Source organism: Idiomarina seosinensis (assembly GCF_044797955.1).
Classification (GTDB): Bacteria; Pseudomonadota; Gammaproteobacteria; order Enterobacterales; family Alteromonadaceae; genus Idiomarina; species Idiomarina seosinensis_A.
Genome location: NZ_CP085211.1, coordinates 604,709 through 627,488, shown reverse-complemented (window position 1 = coordinate 627,488; position 22,780 = coordinate 604,709). Strand labels below are relative to the sequence as shown.

16 protein-coding genes are annotated in these 22,780 nt (G+C 51.9%); 5 read left to right on the top strand and 11 right to left on the bottom strand.

The window, feature by feature from the left end:
* Position 1 precedes the first annotated feature (1 nt).
* The 5 genes from LG288_RS02920 to LG288_RS02900 all read right to left on the bottom strand — a co-directional run bounded on the left by LG288_RS02920 (position 2) and on the right by LG288_RS02900 (position 8,401).
* Positions 2–1,840, bottom strand: a complete 1,839-nt coding sequence (locus LG288_RS02920) for a DUF294 nucleotidyltransferase-like domain-containing protein (RefSeq protein ID WP_404401866.1) — start codon at positions 1,838–1,840, stop codon at positions 2–4.
* 150 nt (positions 1,841–1,990) lie between these two features.
* Entirely contained in the window at positions 1,991–3,712 is a 1,722-nt protein-coding gene (locus LG288_RS02915; protein ID WP_404401864.1) for a sodium:solute symporter family protein, read from the bottom strand.
* 6 nt (positions 3,713–3,718) lie between these two features.
* Positions 3,719–3,985 (bottom strand): DUF4212 domain-containing protein, encoded by a 267-nt coding sequence (locus LG288_RS02910; RefSeq protein ID WP_404401862.1) that lies wholly within the window; start codon positions 3,983–3,985, stop codon positions 3,719–3,721.
* 186 nt (positions 3,986–4,171) lie between these two features.
* A complete protein-coding gene (locus tag LG288_RS02905; RefSeq protein WP_404401860.1) occupies positions 4,172–7,621 on the bottom strand; it encodes a PAS-domain containing protein in 3,450 nt (1,149 codons plus the stop codon).
* A 147-nt stretch (positions 7,622–7,768) separates the two neighbouring features.
* Entirely contained in the window at positions 7,769–8,401 is a 633-nt protein-coding gene (locus LG288_RS02900) for a LuxR C-terminal-related transcriptional regulator (RefSeq protein WP_404401858.1), read from the bottom strand.
* A 579-nt stretch (positions 8,402–8,980) separates the two neighbouring features.
* Between LG288_RS02900 and LG288_RS02895 the strand changes: the two genes are divergently transcribed.
* The 4 genes from LG288_RS02895 to LG288_RS02880 all read left to right on the top strand — a co-directional run bounded on the left by LG288_RS02895 (position 8,981) and on the right by LG288_RS02880 (position 11,460).
* Entirely contained in the window at positions 8,981–10,009 is a 1,029-nt protein-coding gene (locus LG288_RS02895; RefSeq protein WP_404401856.1) for an HD-GYP domain-containing protein, read from the top strand.
* 122 nt (positions 10,010–10,131) lie between these two features.
* A complete protein-coding gene (locus LG288_RS02890) occupies positions 10,132–10,506 on the top strand; it encodes a transcriptional regulator (protein WP_404401854.1) in 375 nt (124 codons plus the stop codon).
* Entirely contained in the window at positions 10,503–11,195 is a 693-nt protein-coding gene (locus LG288_RS02885) for an EAL domain-containing protein (protein WP_404401852.1), read from the top strand. The genes LG288_RS02890 and LG288_RS02885 overlap by 4 nt, the downstream gene beginning before the upstream one ends.
* Positions 11,176–11,460 carry a hypothetical protein gene (locus LG288_RS02880; protein ID WP_404401850.1) on the top strand — a complete coding sequence of 95 codons (285 nt, stop codon included), beginning with the start codon at positions 11,176–11,178 and terminating at the stop codon, positions 11,458–11,460. The genes LG288_RS02885 and LG288_RS02880 overlap by 20 nt, the downstream gene beginning before the upstream one ends.
* A gap of 571 nt (positions 11,461–12,031) precedes the next feature.
* On the opposite strand, the gene acs is transcribed toward LG288_RS02880, so the two are convergent.
* Entirely contained in the window at positions 12,032–13,993 is a 1,962-nt protein-coding gene (gene acs / locus LG288_RS02875; RefSeq protein ID WP_404401848.1) for an acetate--CoA ligase, read from the bottom strand.
* Between the two features lie 160 nt (positions 13,994–14,153).
* Between acs and LG288_RS02870 the strand changes: the two genes are divergently transcribed.
* Positions 14,154–15,326, top strand: a complete 1,173-nt coding sequence (locus LG288_RS02870) for a DcaP family trimeric outer membrane transporter (protein WP_404401846.1) — start codon at positions 14,154–14,156, stop codon at positions 15,324–15,326.
* A 143-nt stretch (positions 15,327–15,469) separates the two neighbouring features.
* Here the strand turns inward: LG288_RS02870 and LG288_RS02865 are convergent, their stop codons facing one another.
* From LG288_RS02865 to LG288_RS02845, 5 genes are all read right to left on the bottom strand, one after another.
* A complete protein-coding gene (locus LG288_RS02865; RefSeq protein ID WP_404401844.1) occupies positions 15,470–16,717 on the bottom strand; it encodes a type II toxin-antitoxin system HipA family toxin in 1,248 nt (415 codons plus the stop codon).
* Positions 16,710–16,985 (bottom strand): helix-turn-helix domain-containing protein, encoded by a 276-nt coding sequence (locus LG288_RS02860; RefSeq protein WP_404401842.1) that lies wholly within the window; start codon positions 16,983–16,985, stop codon positions 16,710–16,712. Before LG288_RS02860 ends, LG288_RS02865 begins: the two co-directional genes overlap by 8 nt.
* 394 nt (positions 16,986–17,379) lie before the next feature.
* Positions 17,380–18,888 (bottom strand): exopolyphosphatase, encoded by a 1,509-nt coding sequence (locus LG288_RS02855; RefSeq protein ID WP_404401840.1) that lies wholly within the window; start codon positions 18,886–18,888, stop codon positions 17,380–17,382.
* Between the two features lie 34 nt (positions 18,889–18,922).
* On the bottom strand, positions 18,923–20,977 hold the full coding sequence (gene ppk1 / locus LG288_RS02850; RefSeq protein WP_404401839.1) for a polyphosphate kinase 1: 2,055 nt from the start codon (positions 20,975–20,977) through the stop codon (positions 18,923–18,925).
* 445 nt (positions 20,978–21,422) lie between these two features.
* Entirely contained in the window at positions 21,423–22,727 is a 1,305-nt protein-coding gene (locus LG288_RS02845; RefSeq protein WP_404401837.1) for an alkaline phosphatase, read from the bottom strand.
* Positions 22,728–22,780: the final 53 nt, after the last annotated feature.

Genomic DNA, 22,780 nt, shown 5'->3' with positions numbered 1-22,780 from the left:
TTCAGTAGCCCTGTCGGCTGAATTTCAAACCAACACCCTGTTGCGCCTGCTTAATAATTTTAAATGCCGATTTAAGCTGCCGCCGCGATAAGGTACTTAACTCGTCCGGCTGCAGGGCATTTTTTGGCTTGTCGGTGTTCCATACTGCCAGTTGATGATTCAGCCGCAGTTGAGTCAAAAATTGCCAGGCTTCCAATAGTGACTGATTATCACGGCGGCTGAGTAACTGACTGGATTCCAGCGCTTTTAAACGGTCCGGCGTGCCGGGCACCGTTAGCCCTGCCTGCAGTGCGTAAATGCGGCTAATGTCGTTAATCAACGCAATACCGTAGCGTTTGATGTCGATGGTATCGCCATCATCGCTGTCTTCCGTGCGAAAACGATTAAACAGGCCAAGGGGAACCGAAATCTTGTTAACCAGCATCGCCAGATTGCCCAGAAACATATCATTTTGCGCCAGCTCAGCAACCTGCTCGCGATAACTCTGATAAAAAGGCCCGTTACCGACTACTGCCCTGCTGTCAAAAAATATCTGGCAGTACATTAAAGCTTTGGGGGTAGGACTCTGCGTCCAGCCCTTAAAGCGCTGCAGCCATTCATCGGTGGTACCGCGACATTCCGGATTAGACGCCATGATATTGCCCGGGCACAGGGGTACACCGCACTCATGCAACCCCTCACACACGTACTCGCCGAGTCCCTTAAACCAGTCCTTTTGCTTGTCGCTAAGGCCATTACTGAGTAACAGACCGTTATCCTGATCCGAGCTTAAGGTCTGGTCCTCGCGCCCCTGTGAACCAAAGGCCAGCCAGGCATACTGCGCCGGTGCAACACCGCAATCCTTCTCATAAAGCTGGATCAGCTGCCGGGTCATACCGTCGGTCAGCGAGGCCATCAGCTGACCGACAACGGCCGTGCGTTTAACCCGGTTAGCAAACGTTTGTAGGTAGTCGGGTATTTTCTGCGCTTCGGTAACCAACTGCTCGCGACTGGTGGCCTTGCGGATCGCGCTGATAAGGTAAACCGGTTCGCTGCGCTGCTGACGAATAAGGTCGGTGGCTGTCACCATGCCCACCGGCTGATTGCGGCTATTAACCACCGGCAGATGGTGAACGTTAGTGGCCGTCATAGTGGTTAGCGCATCCAGCAACGAGCGGTTTTCCTGTACGGACTCCGGTAGCTGAGTCATTACGGCGGCCACATTGACATCATAGGAAAGGCCCTGGGCAATCACCCGGTTACGTAAGTCGCGATCGGTCAGAATACCAACCAGTTGCCCCTCATCGACCACCAGCACCGAGGAAATACCATGTTCTGACATCAGTTCGGCAGCTTGTTGTATGCCGGTGGTGCTGCTTAGGCTCACCGGCGATTTCGTAATAACGCTGCCGACGCTCTGTTCGGTCCAGTCGCTGCTCTCACCACCGCCGCTGTCACTGCGCTGCTCCGTTAACAGCCGCTCACCATGGGCGCGGATAAAGTAGTGTTCAAAGTTTTTACTGACGTTACGTAAGCGGTCAAAGGCCGAGCCAGGCAATACATAAACAATGCCGTCTTCGATGGTTTTTAAGCGGTTAACAATTTCACGCCCGGTTAATAGCGAGGGATAGCCAAACAAATCGCCGCTTTCCAGCCGCTCAATCAGCCAGCCGTCCGCGCCGCGTAAATCAAAAGCTCCGGATCGGACAATAAAAAGTGCCGGCCGCATCTGCTGTAGAATGTCGTTACAGTTCGCCTCGTTCATATAAACCGACTGCAACTGCGATACCGCCCACTGCCGTTGCGACTGGCTAAGCCCGTCAAACGGTGGACAGTCCACCAAAAACTGATCCGGTTCCATAAGCTGTCTCCTTTTTAACCAGCATAAGTAGCTTGCGCCCCTGGCGCAAGGTGCTGTCATGCGGGAATAAAAAACCCGGCCTTGGCCGGGTTTTGGTTTCTTGCGTTGGCTGCGATCTTGCGTCAGGACGCAAGCTACTGCGTCGGCCGATTAATGGTCGGTGGCGGTGGCGGCGCCGGCGCCTTTGGGGTAACGGATAGACTCAACCATTTCCTGAATGTCTTCAGGTGCATCCCCGGTGGCTTTGTGCACTGCCACAGCGACGATAAAGTTGAAGATCATACCTAAGGTTCCGATACCTTCCGGTGATACGCCCAGCCACCAGTGTTCCGCTGTGTTCAATTCCGGTGAGATGAACTTAAAGAACACAATGTAGCTTAGAGTAAACACAATACCCACGACCATACCGGCGATAGCACCCTGACGGTTCATGCGTTTGTGGAAGATACCCAGAATGATCGCAGGGAAGAAGCTTGCTGCGGCTAAGCCGAAGGCAAAGGCGACCACCTGCGCCACGAAGCCGGGCGGATAGATACCAAAGTATATTGAGATAAATATCGCCACGGCAGCGGCCAGTCGGGCGTAAAACAACTCCTGCTTATCGGTTATATTCGGTGCCAGATTTCGCTTCAGCAAATCATGAGACACCGAGGTCGATATCACCAGCAATAAGCCAGCTGAAGTCGATAACGCCGCAGCAACACCACCGGCAGCAACCAATGCCACAACCCAGGCCGGTAAATCACCGATTTCGGGGTTTGCCAGAACCATGATGTCACGGTCAATGGTCATTTCATTGCGATCATCACCAGAGTAGAACATACGGCCGTCGCCATTTTTGTCTTCCCAGGTGATCAGCCCGGTTTTTTCCCAGTTCTTAACCCAGCTTGGCGCATTGGTGTATTCAACGCCTTGCAGATCCGGTCCGTTAATGGTGTTAAACAGATTCACTTTCGCGAACGCCGCAATAGTTGGTGCAGTCAGGTAAACCACAGAGATAAAGGTTAATGCCCAGAACGCAGAGCGACGTGCATCGTGTACTTTAGGTACTGTGAAAAAGCGCACAATAACGTGTGGCAGGCCAGCCGTACCGACCATCAGAGCAGCCGTAATAAAGAACACGTCAACTTTACTGCGCACACCTTCGGTGTATTCAGCAAAACCCAGTTCCGTCGATAAACCGTCCAGTCGTTCGAGCAGGAACTGCCCTGAGCCCGGCACCCCTTCGGCGATGGTACCGCCAAAGCCGGTTTGTGGCAGGATATGACCTGTCATCAGCAACGACAAAAATACCGCCGGCACAATGTAGGCAAACATCAGCACCACATATTGTGCAACCTGGGTATAGGTAATGCCTTTCATGCCACCTAACACGGTGTAGAAGAATACAATGATGGCACCGATGATAACGCCGGTCGCAATGTCCACTTCTAAGAAGCGTGAGAACACCACACCAACACCACGCATCTGGCCGGCAATGTAGGTAAAGCAGATTAAAATGGCACAGATAACCGCAATCGTCCGCGCCGTCTGTGAGTAGTAACGATCGCCGATAAAGTCCGGAACGGTAAACTTACCAAATTTACGCAGGTAAGGTGCCAGACACATAGCCAACAGCACGTAACCGCCGGTCCAGCCCATCAGATAGACAGAACCATCATACCCGGCGAAAGCCACAATACCGGCCATCGAGATAAAGGACGCAGCTGACATCCAGTCAGCGGCAGTTGCCATACCATTGGCAATGGGGTTAACCCCGCCGCTGGCGACGTAAAAGTCATTGGTTGATCCGGCCCGTGACCAAATTGCAATACCGATGTACAGCGCAAAGGTCAGGCCGACAATGATAAATGTGAGCGTTTGAATGTCCATAGCGCACTATTCCTCTTCAACTTCGTATTTATTATCGAGCTTGGCCATGCCCCGTACATATAAAAATATGAGCACAATGAACGTAATAATGGAGCCTTGCTGTGCAAACCAGAATCCCAGCTTAAAGCCAAAGAAAGTGATTTGGTTCAGCACGTCCACTAACAGAATCCCAAAGCCATAAGAAACCACAAACCAGACGACCAGTAACTTGAGCATCAAGGCCAGGTTTTCTTTCCAATACGCTTTGGCATCGCTTTCGTTTTTAAATGCCATAAACGTCCCCTCCTGTTGTAAACATTATTATTATGAACGCTGTTTTATGTTCGCTAACAAATGTAAGCGCAGATGTTAACCGAGGGAATTGGACTTTGGTCGTAGCTTTTGGTCGTAGCTTGCGTCCTGACGCAAGCCATCATCTTGCGTCCTGACGCAAGCTACAGTCAGGACCAAGCTACACAATCAGCGGGAAGAAATATACTTCAACAGGGCTTTTAAAGCGGCGGGCTTAACCGGCTTTGGCAAAAAATGCAGTTTAGCCTGACGGGCGGCAGTTTTTACCGTGTCATCCCGCATCGCCGTGACTAACGCACCGGGCAGCTTTTCCTGTTGCCAGAGATGGCGTAGCTCATGAGCCAGTGACAAACCATCACTGTCGCCCAACTGATAATCAAGCAGCAGCCCGTTAACCGGCGGGTTATGGCGGGCATAGTCAACGGCCTGCTGATAACTTTGACAGGTAATTGCCCGGCAGCCCCATTTTTCCAGCAACGCACTGACGGCATTCAGATTCTCGCGGTCATCGTCGACCACCAGCAGCTGCAACTCAGCCGTTGGCGTATCTTCGACTTTGATTTCAGGCTTGCTGACCACCTGCCCTGCACTGCCCACCGGCACGGTCACCGAAAAACACGAGCCTCTGCCCTCCACCGAGGCAATCTGCAGCTCACACCCCAGCTGCTCTGACATTCTCTGCGCCACACTCAGGCCCAGCCCGACGCCCTCAACATTCTGATTCTGGATGCGATAAAAGGCGTCAAACACTTTATCCTGTTGCTGGGCAGCAATACCCGGACCTGTGTCCCACACCGCAATTTGCAAATACTCACCGCGCTTACGGACGCCCAGCAGCACCTTACCGCTGGGTGTGTATTTAATCGCGTTGGACAAAAAGTTCTGCACAATACGGCGTAAGTACGTGGGATCCGTATAAACTGCGCGGTCGCGGCAAAAAGCCTTAAAAGCCAGCGGCCGCTGCTCTGCCAGGACCGTGTACTCCTCCACCAAAGGTCCCAGAACCTCACTCAGCTGGATATGCCGGAGCTGCGGTTTTAGCGCCCCCTGGTCCATCTTCGCAATCGACAACAAGGTCGACAGCAAGTGCTCTGTCGAGCCTAAAGCCGTATCCAGTTTACCCACCAGGCCGAGGTTACGCTCAGACAGATGGTGCTCGTCAATCGCTGATAAATACAACCGCGCCGCATTCAGCGGCTGTAAAATATCGTGGCTGGCCAGTGCCAGAAAGCGCGTCTTCGAGGCATTGGCCGCTTCAGCTTCAGCTTTTGCCTTTTGTAACTGCACTTCGACCTCACGGCGGCGATCAATCTCAGCAGTCAGCTCCTGGTTGATTTCACGAATTTCCTGGGTCCGGGTGTCGACCCGCTGCTCCAGATCAATATTGGCATCTTCCAGCGCCTGCTGTGTTTCCACATGCTCGGTAATGTCGGTAAAACTGGTGACAAAACCGCCACTGGGCAGCGGGTTGCCGACCATCTCCAAAACCCGGCCGTCGGCACGGCGCCGGATAAAGCGATGCGGCGAACCCATCTGCATGTGCCGCAGCCGTTTTTCGACCAACGCTTCGATTTCTCCAGGCCCGCATTCGCCCCGCTCGGCGTTGTAGCGGATCAAGGTCGCAATCGGCTGCCCCGGTTTTACCATGCCCTCGGGGTATTCAAATAAATCCAGATAGCGCTTATTCCAGGCCACCAGTTTTAATTCAGGATCCACCACACTGATCCCCTGGGCGAGGTTTTCCAGCGAACTGAACAAAATTGACTGTTGCGTTTGCAGCGCCTGCGTCGTGTCATCAAAAAAATGCACCACTTCTTCAAGATTCAGCTGCTTATCACGCAGTGCCGCCTGAATTAGCGAGCGCGCCGTGGCCGAACCGAGTACCCCGGCAATCGCCCTCTCGACATACTGAATTAACGAGCGATCAGCCACTTGTTCTGCCCGCAGCGAATTATCCTGCTGCGGCGACTGGTAATAGGACATCAGCTGCTGCGCCCGCTCAGCGCCCAAAAAGGTTTTCAGCAGCAGCATCATATCGGCGTTGGTAGCGCGGTGGTTTTTATGCAGGTTGTTGTCAGGCAGCTCGGCGCGCGGATTAACAAAGGCAGTGGCCTGTATCCGATCCACCAGCCGTGGCTGCGCCAACAGCGAAAAGGCAATATAAGCAATCACATTCATGCACAGCGAAATCACCGTGCCGCGAGTGATCACTTCAATATCAGAAACCGCCGTCGCCGTATACAAGGGGATCAGCACCGCCATGATCCAGCCCACCGAGCCCGCCGCCAGCCCCGCGTAAACCCCGCGCGCATGCCCTTTACGCCAGTAGAGGGCGCCGACTAAGCTGGGCAACAACTGCAGCACCAGCGAAAACGCCAACAGACCGATACTGACCAGGTTGGTGCGCGAAGCCCAGTAATAATAACAAATAAAGGACAGCGCCATGGTCACCGCAATGGCCCAGCGCCGGAACTTTAACAGGGCGCGATCGTATTCGCGGCGACGCTCTTTAAACGGCAGCCGCGACTCCCGTTGCAGCAGTACCGGCATAATCACATCATTGGTTACCATAGTACTTAATGTAACCGAGGCGATGATCACCATCGCCGTGGCGGCCGAGATGCCTCCGATAAAAATAACCAGCGACAGCCACAGCTGATCGTTTAACAGCGGCAGTTGCAGCGAAAACGTCGAGCCATCAGCCAGACCCGGCAAATAGTAACTGCCGGCAATGGCGATGGGGACAATAGCCGCGGCGGTAATCGCCAGATAAAGCGGGAAAGCCCAGCGGGCGGTGCGCAAGTGCTTAACGTTAACGTTGTCCACCACCGCCACATGAAACTGGCGCGGCAGACACAAAATGGCTCCGGCCGCCATTAAAGTCTGCACAATAAACTCAAATTCTCCAAACGCGGCCAGTCTCCACTGGGGCCTTTCGATTGACTGAAACGCCTGCACCATCTGAAAGTCGGCATCACCACTTATCAGCTGCCAGGCAAATAGCCCACCCGCTACCAGCGCCGCCAGCTTAATCATCGACTCAACGGCAATAGCCAGCATCATGCCGCTGCGGTATTCGGTGACCTCCACATGACGGGTACCAAACAACATCGCAAACAATGCCATCAACACCGCAGCGCCCAGCTCTTTTAAAGAAAACTGCGCAGTAATCGAATCGCTTTCGGTCAGCACCGCAAAGCTCAGGCCAACCGCTTTTAGCTGCAGCGCAATATAAGGAATAATAGCGAGCGCCGAGATAGTGGTGACCATAATGGCCAAGCGCCGCTTTTTACCGTAACGGGAGGAGATAAAATCGGCAATCGAGGTAATGTTCTGCTGTTTACTGACAGAAACCAGCTTTTCCAGAATCTTAATGCCAAAAACGAACAACAGGATGGGGCCCAGCAAAATTGGCAAAAACGCCCAGCCATCACTGGCGGCATTGCCGACAGCCCCGTAGTAGGTCCACGAGGTGCAGTAAATAGCCAGGGACATGGCATAAACAAACGGCCGCCGACTGAGCTTATGCGCCCAGGAACGCTTTTGATCCCCCCAGCTTGCCACCGTAAACAAAAACACCACATACAGCAGCGAAGCCAGCACTAAAATCCAGGTCATTGGTTAAGTCCCAAAAAAACGTTTCACCACAGAGGACACGGAGTGCACGGAGAAAAGACTCATTAAAGCTAAACATAATCGTTAAGGTTTGTATTACCTTTTAACTGTTTTGCTCCGTGTCCTCCGTGTCCTCCGTGGTGCAATTCGTTACAGCTGCAAACGTTCGGCGACGAGGACGGCCTGGGTGCGGCTGTACACGCCGAGTTTACGGAAAATAGCGGTGATATGTGCTTTCACTGTCGCTTCGGTGATATTCAGCTGATAGGCAATTTGCTTATTCAGCAGACCTTCGTGCAAAAAGTGCAGCACCCGGTATTGTTGCGGGGTTAGCTCGGAGACCTTGCGCGCCAGCTCCTGATCCTCATCAGTTACCCGATCCAGCCGGCCGCGGCTTTCCTCCGGCACCCAGGTGTCACCCTGCAAAATGGTATCAATAGCCTCAGCGATTTTTGCCGACGACAACGACTTTGGAATAAAGCCCAGCGCCCCAAAACCAATGCATTTAGCCACAATAGAGGCATCCTCAGAGCCGGAAATAATCGCCACCGGCAGCAGCGGATAATCCTCCCGCACCCGGATCAGACCATACAGATCGCCACTGCCGGGCATGTGTAAATCCAGCAGCAACAAATCCACATCGTCGTCCTTGTGCAGCGCCGCCAGCGTCGAATCCAGATCCTCCGCCTCGCGCAGAGTCAGCTCAGTAAAATGATTCCCAAGCGCACCCTGCAGCGCCTCACGAAACAGCGGATGATCATCCGCAATCAGAAATTTAGCCATAATTATTATTATTCTAGGTTAGTTCCCCATAACCTACCGTAGCTTGCGCCCCGGCGCAAGATAGAGACTCGCGTCAGGACGCGAGCTACACCCGCCGCATGGCGGGACCACCACAACACCGTAGCTTGCGCCCCGGCGCAAGGGAGGACTCGCGTCAGGACGCGAGCTACAATCGGCGCAAGGCGGGGGGCCACCACGTAGCTTGCGCCCCGGCGCAAGGGGGGACTCGCGTCAGGACGCGAGCTACAATCGACGCAAGGCGGGGGACCGCAACACCGTAGCTTGCGCCCCGGCGCAAGAGGGGACTCGCGTCAGGACGCGAGCTACAATGGGCACATGGCGGGACCACCACACCGTAGCTTGCGCCCTGGCGCAAGAAGGGACTCGCGTCAGGACGCGAGCTACAACAAGACGCGAGCTACAATCCGGCGCGATTATGCAATAGTGAGTTATCAAGTAAAAAAAGTATCTTGACACTGGCTTGTAACAGGCATATTTTGGGTTCACTCCAAGGATTGGAGACAACGCCAGTCGGGACGGTGGCTGCAACATTAAAAATTTTTGTTGCGGTATTTCATCATGTTTAAAAAAATTGCTTTCCAAAATATCAAGATCGGTTCTATTGTTTTCATCAAAAAGAACTGGCTCCATACTCCCTATGCAATAAATATTATCCACATACGAACTGAAGATGATCTCCAGAAAATTCAGCGGTATGACGGCTTATTGTATCTGCTTAGTGATAAGCGCAGTCGTGTACTGGACACCAATCTCGCTCTGCTAAAATCAGTATACGACGAACTTCATCGTTCATCTATTATTGATGATAAGCGACTCGTCAAAGCCGTTAACAATCTGGTTTCAATGATTTTAAGCGGTTCGATGATCGAGTCGGATATCAACGAGCAGGTTCGCAATTCACCGGTAATTTTCAAGCGGTCAGTCAGAAAAATGCTCTTAGCAGCCTCTTTTTCTAAACATCTTACGTTAAATCGTAAAAAAGCGACCGACATTGCCTTGGCCGCCTTTCTAATTGACATCGGTTTAATCCAGATGCCTTTTTTACAAGAGAAACGGCGCCTGAATAGTGCTGAACGCCGTCAGTTGCAGGAACACCCTACACTGGCATACGAGCAACTACTTAATACTTCCATCCCTGAATGCGCCTTGGATGTGGTTCGCTATCATCACGAAAATATCGACGGTAGTGGCTATCCATATAATCTACAACTGCCTGATATCCCATTTGGCGCCCGCTTAGTTCGGATAATCGATACTTATGAATCATTAACTGATCAGCGAGGCTACCGCCGTGCTCACACACCTGAACATGCCACAAAGATGCTAATTACTCTGGCAATCAATAAAAAACTGGATCAAAGACTGGTTGAGAAATTCATTTGCTTTACCCGGCATTTCCCCAGCGGTGTACTGGTATCGACCGCTAATACTCCTGCCGATTTCAGGCTGGTGATTTCAAATAAATCTCCTGATCAAGTAATGACCTGGAACCGACAAAACGCCAGGTTTGAAAGCCTGAATATTAAAGACATCAACCGGGTAAAAATCAACAAGTACCTTGAATGTAAAAACTACAAGTCAAGTTAGCTGCAACAAATAACTTTTACAGTTTTTATAATTTTTACAGTTTTTATATTGTTTGCAATAAAAGCACTGGTTACTGACACTAGAAAAGGTGCTAGGAACAACAATTATTAAGTGAGATCATCATGGCTCTACTCAAACAACATAAAGCGCACTTTGTCTGTTCACACCTTTGTGAAGCTTGTCCGTTTTTTCAAAACCAATACCGCAATATTGGTAAAAACGTTTCACTCAAATATCCTTGGGTAATTATTAATCAAAAAGCCACCAAGCTACCCGCAGCGACCTACCGGGTTCTTTGTTGCCTTGTCGAAGCGAGAGGCTCTGTTGTTTCTCGCGCCGAGATTCTCCAGTACGCGTGGGGCAACGAAGAAGCTGTTTTAAATAACGTTAACGTGGCTGTTTCTGAACTACGGATGCTTCTCAAACCTACCGAAATAAAAATTATAACAAAAAGAAAGCACGGCTACTTCATTATCAATTCAGGCGATACACTATGAATATCAACAACCGCCCTTTTGTTATTTCCGGTCGGCAATACGATATTAGTGCACGTTATGAAGCGGTAATATCACCTAATAGTGATCAACCTTGGTTCGAGCTGTTATCGACCGTTCGAACCAATAATTCATTAATAGATGTTGCTTCTTTTTATAATGGACTGCCGGCTAAAAGCATTCACGATATATATGACCGGTTTATTCAGCAGGCCATAATTTCGGGCCACAGCAAATTACTAATTAATTTACCATACAATTTATTTTTTTCGGATCATATATTAAGACTTTGTGATAAATACCACACAATAACACTGGCATTTGAACTTCCCGAAGTTAGGGGTGAATGTCTTTTCGAAGATATTTCTGACCGAATTGATGAAGTTCGACAGCGTGCTAATATAAGTTTTTTTCTCGATGACTTTGGCACCCAAAACTCAAACTTCGACTTTCTCGAATCAACTCACCTCGATGGTGTCAAATTATCAAAAGAAGTGTTTTGGCAACTATTCGATAACCACCGAGAATTCCTCGTTCAACTGCTCAAGTTTTTGAAGCGCTATGGTGCAGTCATTGTTGAAGGAGTTGATAAGCCTGAACGGTTTTATTTTTGCAAAACCATGAACGTTCTAATGCAAGGCTATTACATTACGGCTGAATGGGAGCAGCAATATGAAGCGGCATACAATTAATAATGCGCTGTTGTCACTGGCTTATCTGGTCACTCATCAATGCCAAGTAAATAGCTTAAACGATGTTGAACGTGCCGTTTGGTCTTTAGCCCGGGATATCGTGAAACACCATAAGTATCCCCGTACTCATAGCGAGAAACTTGACTTATGCGTTCAGTTAGCCTGCCTTATTAACGTAAAAGATAAGCGGGGATTTTCTACAGCTCAGCCGTTAAACATCGACGAACTTGATTTTATCAGGGAAGTCATGAGCGATGGGTACTAGGCTTGCGCCAGGCCGTAAGGGAGACCACCACCACGTAGCTTGCGCCCCGGCGCAAGGGGGGACTCGCGTCAGGACGCGAGCTACAATCGGCGCAAGGCGGGGCCACCACCACCGTAGCTTGCGCCCCGGCGCAAGAAGGACTCGCGTCAGGACGCGAGCTACACCGGGCACATGGCGGGGGACCACCACACCGTAGCTTGCGCCCCGGCGCAAGGGGGGACTCGCGTCAGGACGCGAGCTACACCCGGCGCAAGGCGGGGGACCGCAACACCGTAGCTTGCGCCCTGGCGCAAGGGAGGACTCGCGTCAGGACGCGAGCTACAACCCCGCGCAAGGCGCGGGCTGCGCGGGAATGGCGCTCAATGTTCGAGCGGCCCCTTATCCAAGAGTGTGTGGCGCCATGGATGGCGCCACCCAAGCCCCCCAGGGATGGGTTCACGGGCGTCTCTTGGATAAGGGGTGTCGAACATCAGCCATTTTCGTTCAGCCGGGGCCCGCAATGCTCGCGTCAGGACGCGAGCTACAGCAGGACGCGAGCTACAACCTGGCGCGAGCTACAACGGGGCGCGGGTTACTTGTTTTTGCGGTGTTCGATGAGCGAGTCGACCACGGAGGGATCGGCGAGGGTTGAGGTGTCGCCCAGGCTGTCGAACTCGTTGGCGGCAATTTTGCGCAGAATGCGGCGCATGATTTTGCCGGAGCGTGTTTTCGGCATGCCTGTGGTCCAGTGAATCAGATCCGGGGTGGCAATGGGGCTTAGCTCCGAGCGTACCCAGTTGCGCACCTCTTTGGTCAGCTCGTCACTGACTTCAACACCTTCGACCGGCGTTACGTACACATAAATACCCTGGCCTTTAATATCGTGCGGGAAGCCAACCACTGCGGCTTCGGCTACCGACTCGTGAGCCACCAGCGCACTCTCAATTTCAGCGGTACCCAAGCGGTGACCGGATACGTTTAACACGTCATCAACCCGGCCGGTTATCCAGTAATAGCCGTCCTTGTCACGACGTGCGCCGTCACCGGTAAAATAAACCCCTTTGTAGGTCGAAAAATACGTCTGCTCGAAGCGCTCGTGGTCGCCCCAAAGCGTGCGCATCTGACCCGGCCAGGAATCTTCGATAATCAGGCCACCCTCAGCTTCGCCTTCCAGCTTATTACCTTCACTGTCCACCAGCGCAGGCTTAACCCCGAAAAACGGCCGGGTTGCCGAGCCGGGTTTTAAGTCCGTAGCACCCGGCAACGGCGTGATCATAATGCCACCGGTTTCGGTCTGCCACCAGGTATCAACAATCGGACACTTGCCGTTACCAATACGCTGATGATACCACTGCCAGGCTTCAGGGTTTATCGGCTCACCGACACTACCTAAAATACGCAGGCTGTCACGGCTTGAGGTTTTCGCCGCTTCGTCGCCTTTTGCCATTAGGGCGCGGATTGCAGTCGGTGCGGTGTATAAAATCGTTACCTGATGCTTATCAACAATCTCGCCGATGCGGCCCACACCCGGATAGGTGGGTACCCCTTCAAACATCAATGACGTTGCACCGTTGGCAAAAGGCCCATAAACAATATAGGAGTGACCCGTGATCCAGCCGACGTCAGCCGCGCACCAGTAAACATCGTCATCGTGGCAATCAAAGACGTATTCGTGGGTCATCGACGCATAAACCATGTAGCCACCGGTGGTGTGAACTACGCCCTTCGGTTTACCGGTCGAACCCGAGGTATAAAGAATAAATAGCGGATCTTCGGCGTTCATCACCTCGGCCTGACATTCATTGCTGACATCGGCCACCAGCTCGTGCCACCAGACATCACGGCTGTCGTCCCAGTTCACCTCGCCTTCGGTAACCCGCGCGACAATGACATGCTCAAGGGTCGGACAGGCATCATCGGCTACTGCCGCATCGACGTTTTTCTTCAGGCCGATAGTACCGCCACCGCGACGGCCCTCGTCCGCCGTGATCACGGCTTTTGCTTCGCAATCATTGATGCGATCGGCAATGGCGTTGGGTGAAAAGCCACCGAAAATAACCGAGTGCACGGCACCAATCCGGGCGCAGGCCAGCATTGCATAAGCAGCTTCCGGCACCATCGGCATATAAATAGCTACCCGGTCGCCCTTGCCAACACCCAGCTTTTTTAGGCCGTTAGCAAAACGTGAAACTTCCTGGTGTAACTGTCGGTAGCTAATGTGGCGATCAACGCTGGGGTCATCGCCTTCCCAGATAATAGCGGTTTTATCAGCTTTATCAGCTAAGTGGCGATCGACACAGTTGTAACAGGCATTCAGGGTGCCGTCTTCAAACCACTTAATATCAACACCCGTTGACTCAGAGCCACTATTAGATGTTTCAAAAGTGGTATTTTTAACCTTGGTGTATGGCGTAAACCAGGTGATTCGTTTACCCTGCTCCGACCAAAAAGCCTCGGGGTCATCAACCGACTGCTGGTACATTTTCAGATATTGGTCGTTATCAATTTTTGTTTTTTGTTTTATGTGATCCGGCACGGTATAAAGCTGCGACATTACCACTTCCTCCTTAATTCACTGAATGACCCTTTTGTACGAAATACACGGCCTTGCGGCTATTAGACCATAGTCTAGATTGCGAAATTTTGAACAATTATCGAGAATCAACAACGTTTATAAGAATAACAATATCATTTGCCTTACACGGGAGAACACCATGGCTAAAGCAACTAAAATGAACCTCTTTACCCGCAGCGCAGCCGGCGCTGCGGTCTTAAGTGTCCTTAGCATGGGCGCGCAGGCAGCAGATACCGAATTTGATTTTGGTGGTTATGTAAAACTGGATTTAATGGTTTCTGACTACGCCGACGGCAATGCGCCGGCCAGCGGCAGCATCGGACGACAAATGTATATCCCAAGCATTACCCCTGTTGGCGGTGACGGCGACGATCTGACCACCGATTTTCATGCCCGCCAGTCACGCTTTTTTGTACAAAGCGAAACCGAGCTGGCTAACGGTAAAACCATCACCAGCCATATCGAAATGGACTTTATGCTGACACCGGACGGCGATCAGCGTATTTCAAATTCATACAACCCCCGTCTGCGTCAGGCGTTTCTGCGCTACGGCAACTGGACCTTTGGCCAAACCTGGTCTAACTTCCAGGACTTAAACATCCTGGCCGAGTCAGTCGATTTTATCGGTGTTACCGACGGTATTGTCTTTAACCGCCAGGCACAAATCCGCTACACCAACGGCGGTTTCAGTGCCTCTATCGAAAACCCGGAAACCACCGTAACCCCGGCAGGTGGCGGTCGCATTGTTTCCAGCGACGGCGTAATGCCGGATGTTACCTTTAAGTACACCGGCACCGCAGACAACCTGGTCTGGCAGGCATCGGCGCTATTGCGCCAGCTAAGCTATGATGTCGGGACTACCGGCGATGATGAAACGACTTTTGGCTATGGGGTAAGTTTCGGAGCACGCTACAGCTTTGGTATGGATGACATCCGCGCCTCGGTCACAACCGGTTCAGGTATTGGCCGTTATCTTGGTCTGAACTTGTTTAACGGCGCTTACATTGACGCCAATAACGAGCTGGAAGCCATCGACTCCACAGGCGTGTCGTTTGCTTACCGCCACTTCTGGACTGAGCAGGTACGTACCAACGTTGTCTATTCACGGGGCTGGTCGGATAACGACGACGCCATGCTGAACCTGACCGGCGATACCACCGAGTACAGCCAACGTCTGGCCGTGAACTTGATGTACTCACCGGATCCGTCACTGACCTTCGGCGCAGAAATCTCCCAGGCCAACCGTGAAACCGAAGCCGGCATCGACGGCGACCTCAACCGCCTGCAATTCATGGCAATGTACAAGTTCTAGTAGCGTGCGTCCTGACGCACGGATCATTTACAAACCGGCGTACCATGTCGCGTCAGGACGCGACCTACAAACCGGCGTACCGTGCGTCCTGACGCACGGATCAACATGTCGCGTCAGGACGCGACGTACAGACTCCTGGCGATTCAGCGGCACGCTGCAGACAGAGTGGCAATTTTGCCTTCAATATCGGCTTTTATTAGCTGCCGCGTTTCTTTTTTCAGCTCGCCACCAACTGGTTGCCGGCCAAACTGCCTGACAACTGAAATCAGCTGTTCAATCATTTCGTAAACCGGCTTTAGTGAGGAGAATCCTGCTTGTCCCCCCATTTCTTCAAGCGCTTTTTTGTCCGGCCCAGTACCACTTCCATTAAATGACGTCATATGCTCATTAAAAGACATCGGGCTGTAGACCAAATCGTATGCCGGTGATAAGCGCCAATTGTCATCATCATCAGCCAGAAAACTAAAATTTTTGGCGTGGTCATCCTGATTAACCGTTAAAAAGTTAAACAGAGCACGCTTTAACAGGTTTTGAGCTTCACTTACTCCACATAAAAGTCGCGTGGCTTTGATTAAATCCACGTAATCCAGTGCGGGTTCACGAAAGGAAGCGTCCAGTAGACCAGCAGCGGAAATTAGGTGGTAGCGCCCTTTTTCTGAGCAGTCGAATCGTGTTTGCTGCAGCCAACGGTCGGTTTTATCAGCATTAAATAGTGAATATTGTGGTACTTCAATGCCCGCCGCTCTGGCCATATCCAGGTACAGATATTCGACCAGGCTCTCTTCGTTTTTTAATGCGAACCTGTCAGATGTTAACTTGATCAGCACCGGAGTTCCGACGGTATCCAGCCGTGTCGAGTAGCTCCCGTCTGCTAGCCGGGTAGCATTTAACTTTGGACGGGCTCCACCCGACCCGCCAGCCTCATGAAGATAGTCAATAAGTTCAGTTTCGCTGCCCTCAAATTCCTTAACAGCCTCACGCCCAAGCCGGACAATCGCAAAATCACCGGGCAAGGGATCAACCAGAGCCTTTTGTGGTGAATATGACAATGCCCCCAGGCAATTCGACCCAACAAAAGCCAAGCGCTCTAACGCAGAAACTCTCTGGGGGTTGTAGCCTTTATTCCTCAGCACACGGTCCATGAGATATAAACCCCAGCCGTCCGGTAAACTATCAGAAAAAACACCGTGTAAGCCAAAGTGGGGCTGCGCAGGCGCTTTTTGTAATTGTGTTATTGCAGCAAGTTTAAATGGAGAAAGGCTGGAATGACGTTGCAGGTAACCGGCGTGATACTGAAAAAAAACGCCGGTTTTATTTTCTGCCAGGGTACCAACCGGAATACGTCGGCCATCCGAGAGTGTTCGCAGCACTTCAAGGGGCGCTTCAAGCATTTTTAAGCACCTCTTCGATTGAAGAAGGTGTGGTTTCGGGTTGCGTCAGGCTCCTTAAAAGGTCCAGATCACCTAAGGCTTCAACCAGCATCAAAAATTGGCGCAAAGAGATATTCCCATTGCGCTCAAATTTACGGATGGTGCCGTAGGGCACACCGGAGCGTTCTGACAAGGCCTCTACCGTCATTCCGTTTTTTCGGCGCCTATTTCGCAGCACGACTTTAAGCTCGCTCTGAACATCATAAGCGGTTTTTAAACTAAGTGTCATAATAGTAGCAATTTCGGCTCATTATTTATATAAACTGATACAATTATAACAGTTTCGCCGTTTTTTGCATTTTTATATATCAACGCACGGAACACGACGTACCGTGCGTCCTGACGCACGAATCATTTACAAACCGGCGTACCGTGTCGCGTCAGGACGCGACCTACAAATCGGCGTAGCGTGCGTCCTGACGCACGGATCATTTACAAACCGGCTTACCATGTCGCGTCAGGACGCGACCTACAAATCGGCGTAGCGTGCGTCCTGACGCACGGATCATTTACAAACCGGCGTACCATGTCGCGTCAGGACGCGACCTACAAATCGGCGTAGCGTGCGTCCTGACGCACGGATCATTTACAAACCGCCGCACCATGTCGCGTCAGGACGCGACCTACGGGTCGTAATTCAGCTGGTACCCAACGCGGTTCAGGGTGTGGGTTTCCTGCGCTAGCTGGGCCTGCAGGACGGGATCCGATTTGGCCTCTTCGGTCAGGGTTAAAAAAAGCCGGGTGCCGTCCGCCACGGCTTTTTTTAACAGCTTCCGGTCCTGCCGGTCACTGTTCACGATGACAGCCAGGCGCAGCATAATAGTCAGCTTAACCTGTTGGTTTTGACTAAACAGCGCCAGCTCGGGAAATTCAGACATGAGAATTTTTTTACGAAAAAAGCGCACCACCGTCGCCAAAAAACTTTGCTCTTCGGCATTAAAGCCCGGCATATAGGCATTGGCCAAAATATAGCCGGAATGTTTCTGCACGCCACTGGCACTGATGCTCAGCCCCACCTCGTGCAACATCGCCGCGCCTTCCAGTAAAACGTACAGGTCGTTATCGTTGACTCCCCAGTCATCGGCAACCCCCTGCCAAATCAACTGCGTGGTCGACCAGACCCGGGCAGCCTGGTCTGCGTCAACAGAATAGCGCCGCGCCAGGCTGTTAATAGTGCGCTCGCGAACATCCAGGTGGGTCAGAACTTCGTCCGCCAGCTCATAAAGCACACCTTCACGCAGTGCCGCATCGTGAGGCTTCAGCTGTGTTAGATTCAGCTCTTCAAACACGCCGATGAGTACCGCCAGCCCTCCGGCCAGCGAGCGCTGACGCTCCGGCGATAACCCATAATCCGGCAAGTTACTTACCGATCCGGCATTAACTAACTCATCCTGACAACACTGCAGTTGCTCCAGGGTAATAGCATGAGATGCCTCGCCCTGGCGGCGGCTGATCCACTGATCGATCGCTTTTATAGTACCCGAAGTACCAAATACACTGGCCAGCTGTTTGTCGGCCAGATAATTGGCCACCGGCTCGGTCTGCTGACGGGCATAAACAATGGCTTTTTTAAAGCGTTTTGCGGTGATTTTACCGTTTTTAAAATAGGCTTCAGAGCAGGCCAGACTGCCGATACTGCGAGAGCTTAAAAACTGCGACTGGCGTTTTACGCCGACCGCAAACTCAGTGCTGCCGCCACCGATGTCAATAACCAGCTGCAGGCCGTTTTCGGCGTTGGTTTCCGAAACGCCACGAAAAATCAGCCGCGCTTCTTCACGACCGGAGATCACCTCGATGGGAAACGGCAGTACTTTAGCCGCCTCGGCCAAAAAACGTTTACGATTTTTCGCTTTACGCAGGGTATGTGTAGCCACCACCGTTACCTGATCTTTGCTAAAACCCTCCAGCCGCGGTGCGCACTGACGCAGCGCCTCGATACCTCGGTTTATCGCATCATCAGTCAGATAACGCTGACTTTTACTGGTGCCCTCGCCCAGCTGTACCGGCTGTTTCAGTTTCAGCACCGGCTGCAGCTGCCCTTCGACAACCCGGGCAATCAGCAGGTGAAAACTGTTGGAGCCGAGATCCAGCGCAGCAAAATGCTGCGGCTCGGCAGTTTTAGGGTCGGTCATAGCAACTCACTTGGTGGCGTAAGACAGCAGCAGATTAATAGGTACGGTTTTTAAAATACCGGTAAATCGCCGGTTGAGAGCGCATCAGACGATTGCCCGCTTTGTGCTCATGAGCACAACAATAGACATTTTTCTGCTCGGCGTCCACGATACGGGCCTTTGCCCGGTCCCGCCACTGCATTTCCATAACCTGGACAACATCTTCACGGGCCGTCCGGTCCGTTAACGGACAGGCGACTTCAACGCGGTGGTCCAGGTTACGTTTCATGATGTCGGCGGAGGCGATATAAACCTGCGGATTGTCGCCATGAGCAAAAAGGAAAACCCGCGCATGCTCCAGATACCGGTCGACAATACTGCGCACTTCGATGTTCTCGCTTAAGCCCTCTACGCCGGCCCGTAACGAGCACATACCACGCACCAGACAGCGGACTTTAACCCCCGCCCGCGAAGCGCGATAAAGCTGCACAATCAGCTTTTTATCAACCAGGTTATTCACTTTGATAAAGATTTCCGCCCGCCGCCCCTGCTGTGCCTGCTCAATCTCTTCATCAATCAATGCAGACAGGCGCTGGCGCATAGTAATCGGCGCTACCATCAGATGATGAAAAACCGGTGTTTTATAAGGCTGCTCAAGATACTGAAAGACACTTTGCACATCGTTACAAAGCTCCGGCTTGCAGGTAAACAGGCTGAAGTCGGTATACACCTGCGCAGTGCCTTCATGAAAATTACCGGTACCAATGACCGCGTACTTGCGCTCTGTCATCGCTTCCTGCCGGTATACCATCAGCAGTTTTGAGTGTACTTTTAGGCCCTGAATACCAAAGCTGACCCGAACGCCTGCCTCGGTCAGTTCTTTCGCCCACTCGATGTTTGCTTCCTCGTCAAAACGCGCCTGCAGCTCTACCATAACGGTTACCTGCTTACCGTTTTGCACCGCGTTGGCAAGCGAACGGACCACCCGCGAGTTCGGTGCGACCCGGTAAATACACAGCGCGATACGGGTGACCTTGGGATCATAAGCCGCCTGACGGACAAATTCCGTAAACTGAGAAAAGCGGTGATAGGGGTAATAAAGCAGAATGTCGCTGGCCTGAATGGCGTCAAAGACATTATCAAAACGTTCAAACTTTGGATGCATCAAGGCCGGCTGGCTGCGATGCTCAAGAGATACCCGGCCGTAATTAGGAAACTTGGCAAAATCCCGGGTGTTACGATAACGGCCCCCGGCCACCAGTGAATCAAACGGGTTAAGCTGTAACTTATCGCTTAAAAACGCCAGCATTTCGTGGGGCATCTGCTTGTCGTAAACCAGCCGCACCGGGTCGGCTTTAATACGCTGCTTTAAGCCCTCTTCCATGCGCTCCAGCACACTTTGTTCGATATCATCAGAGGGCCGGTACTCAGAGTCCCGGGTCATTTTAAAAGAAAACGAACGTAAGCGCTGGAACGGCACCATACCGCGGAACAGCTCGGCCAGATTTAACTGTAAAATATCATCTAAAAACAGTAGTTTGTGTTGCTCGGAGCGTTTTGGCCCCGGCAACCGGATAAAACGATCGACAGAATCACAGGGGACTTCGATAAGAGCGTATTCAATACCCTGCGGACCGAGAATTTCAACGCATAAGTAATTTTCATCTTCGCGCAGAATGTTGCCCAGCGGGGTCTTGTCGCTGATTAAAATCGGCACCACAAAGCGGCGGATTTTTTCAATAAAGAACTGTCGCAGGCGCTGCTGCTCGTCGTCGTCAAGCTGATCAGCCTGCAACAGCAGAATATCTTCATCCGCCAAAGCTGCCAGTACTCGCTCGAGCACCTGATCAAACTGCTGTTGCAGCAGCAGGACTTTTTCCTGCAGCGCCGCCATCAGCTGCTCGTTCTTTTTACGCTTTTCGTCGTTCTTACTAAAAAAGATACGACGGCGGACATCGGCCACCCGAACCTGAAAAAACTCGTCCATGTTGCTCGAGAAAATGCCCAGAAAACGAATACGCTCGATAACCGGCACAGCATCATCAGCAGCTTCCTGAAGCACCCGCTCGTTAAACGACAACCAACTGAGTTCTTTATTGAAAAACTTCATTAATCCAGCCACCGCAATCAAAACCTTGTCGCGTCAGGACGCGACCTACAAACCGGCGTAGCGTGCGTCCTGACGCACGTAACAAACAATCATCGACAAACCACCTTGTCGCGTCAGGACGCGACCTACAAACCGGCGTAGCGTGCGTCCTGACGCACGTAACAAGCAATCATCGACAAACCACCTTGTCGCGTCAGGACGCGACGTACAAACCGGCGTAGCGTGCGTCCTGACGCACGTAACAAACAATCATCGACAAACCACCTTGTCGCGTCAGGACGCGACCTACAAACCGGTGTACCGTGCGTCCTGACGCACGTAACGGACAATCATCGACAAACCACCTTGTCGCGTCAGGACGCGACCTACAAACCGGCGTAGCGTGCGTCCTGACGCACGTAACAAACAATCATCGACGAACCACCTTGTCGCGTCAGGACGCGACCTACCTTACGATGTCGATTAGGCGTTTGCCGAGTTGGGTGTTGTCCATAAAGCCGCGGAATTGCTCGCTGTGGGGGCCGGTGGCGTACACGGGCACGTCAACGGCGGTGTGACCTGAGCTTGTCCAGCCGGTGCCGGTGATATCGCCGGTAATATAAGCCAGCGCCTGATGCAGCGCGTCTTCGCGTACTTCACCCTCAAGGGCGGAAGCGGCGGCCAGGCGCTCAATGTGTTCAGCAGTCAGCTCAAAGTTCACCAGATCCGCAACATAACGAGGCCAAAGGTCAGCATCCATCACCAGCATCTTTTCGCGCATGTAGGCAATTGAATGCTCGATATCCATAACCCGATCCGAGTACCAGGCATATTCGCCGTCACGGCCCAACGTTAAACCACCGGTAGAATGGTCGGCAGTCATTACAAATAAAGTATTCGGATTATTTTCGATGTACTCGTTAACCACTTCCAGGGTCTTGTTAAGAGAATCCATCTCGTGCACGGCACAGGCAATGTCATTAGCATGACCACACCAGTCAATCTGGCTGCCCTCGATCATCAGCGCAAAGGGTTTATCACCATTGCCCAGCAAACGCAGTGCTGTTGATGTCATACGGGCAAGTGAGTCCTTACCTTCGTCAATCGCATGGGGCAGGCCTTTAGGCGCAAACAAGCCCATGACCGGTGCCTGCTGAATCTGTTCCAGCTGCTGCATATCGGTAATTACGGACACGCCCTGCTGCTCAATCAGTTCGGCCCAGTTTTTATCGTCACGGATAAAATACTGCTGACCGCCACCTAAAATTACATCATAAGCCGCGTCGCCATCGAGGATCTGCTGACCCATAAGATCGGCAATCTGATTGTACTCATAGCGCGAGGGGTGGTGAGCGAAAAATGAAGCCGGCGTGGCGTGGTTAATCTGAGAGGTCGATACCGACCCGGTCATGTAGCCACTGTCTTTGGCGTATTCCATCACCGTTTTCAGCGATGTTTTATCGTTGTCCATGCCGATGGCACCGTTATAGGACTTTTCGCCGGTTGCCAGAGCGGTCGCGCTGGCGGCTGAATCGGTCACCCAGGTATCATCTTCCGGGTAAGTCATGGCCGCGCCGGTCAGGTAATGATCAAACTGGGTTTCTGCCATGGTTTTGGTTTCTAAATCGGACATCGCATAGCGATAGGCGCTGATGAATTCAAAGCCCATTCCATCGCCAATGACATAAATAATATTTGGCTGCTGGTGGTCATCAGCCATTGCCGAGCCGGCTAATAAAGCCACACTGGCCGCTAAAAGCGTGCGTTTCATAACAACATCTCCCGTTTGTCTGCGCTTTTTGCGCGAACATTTTTAATCAGTTT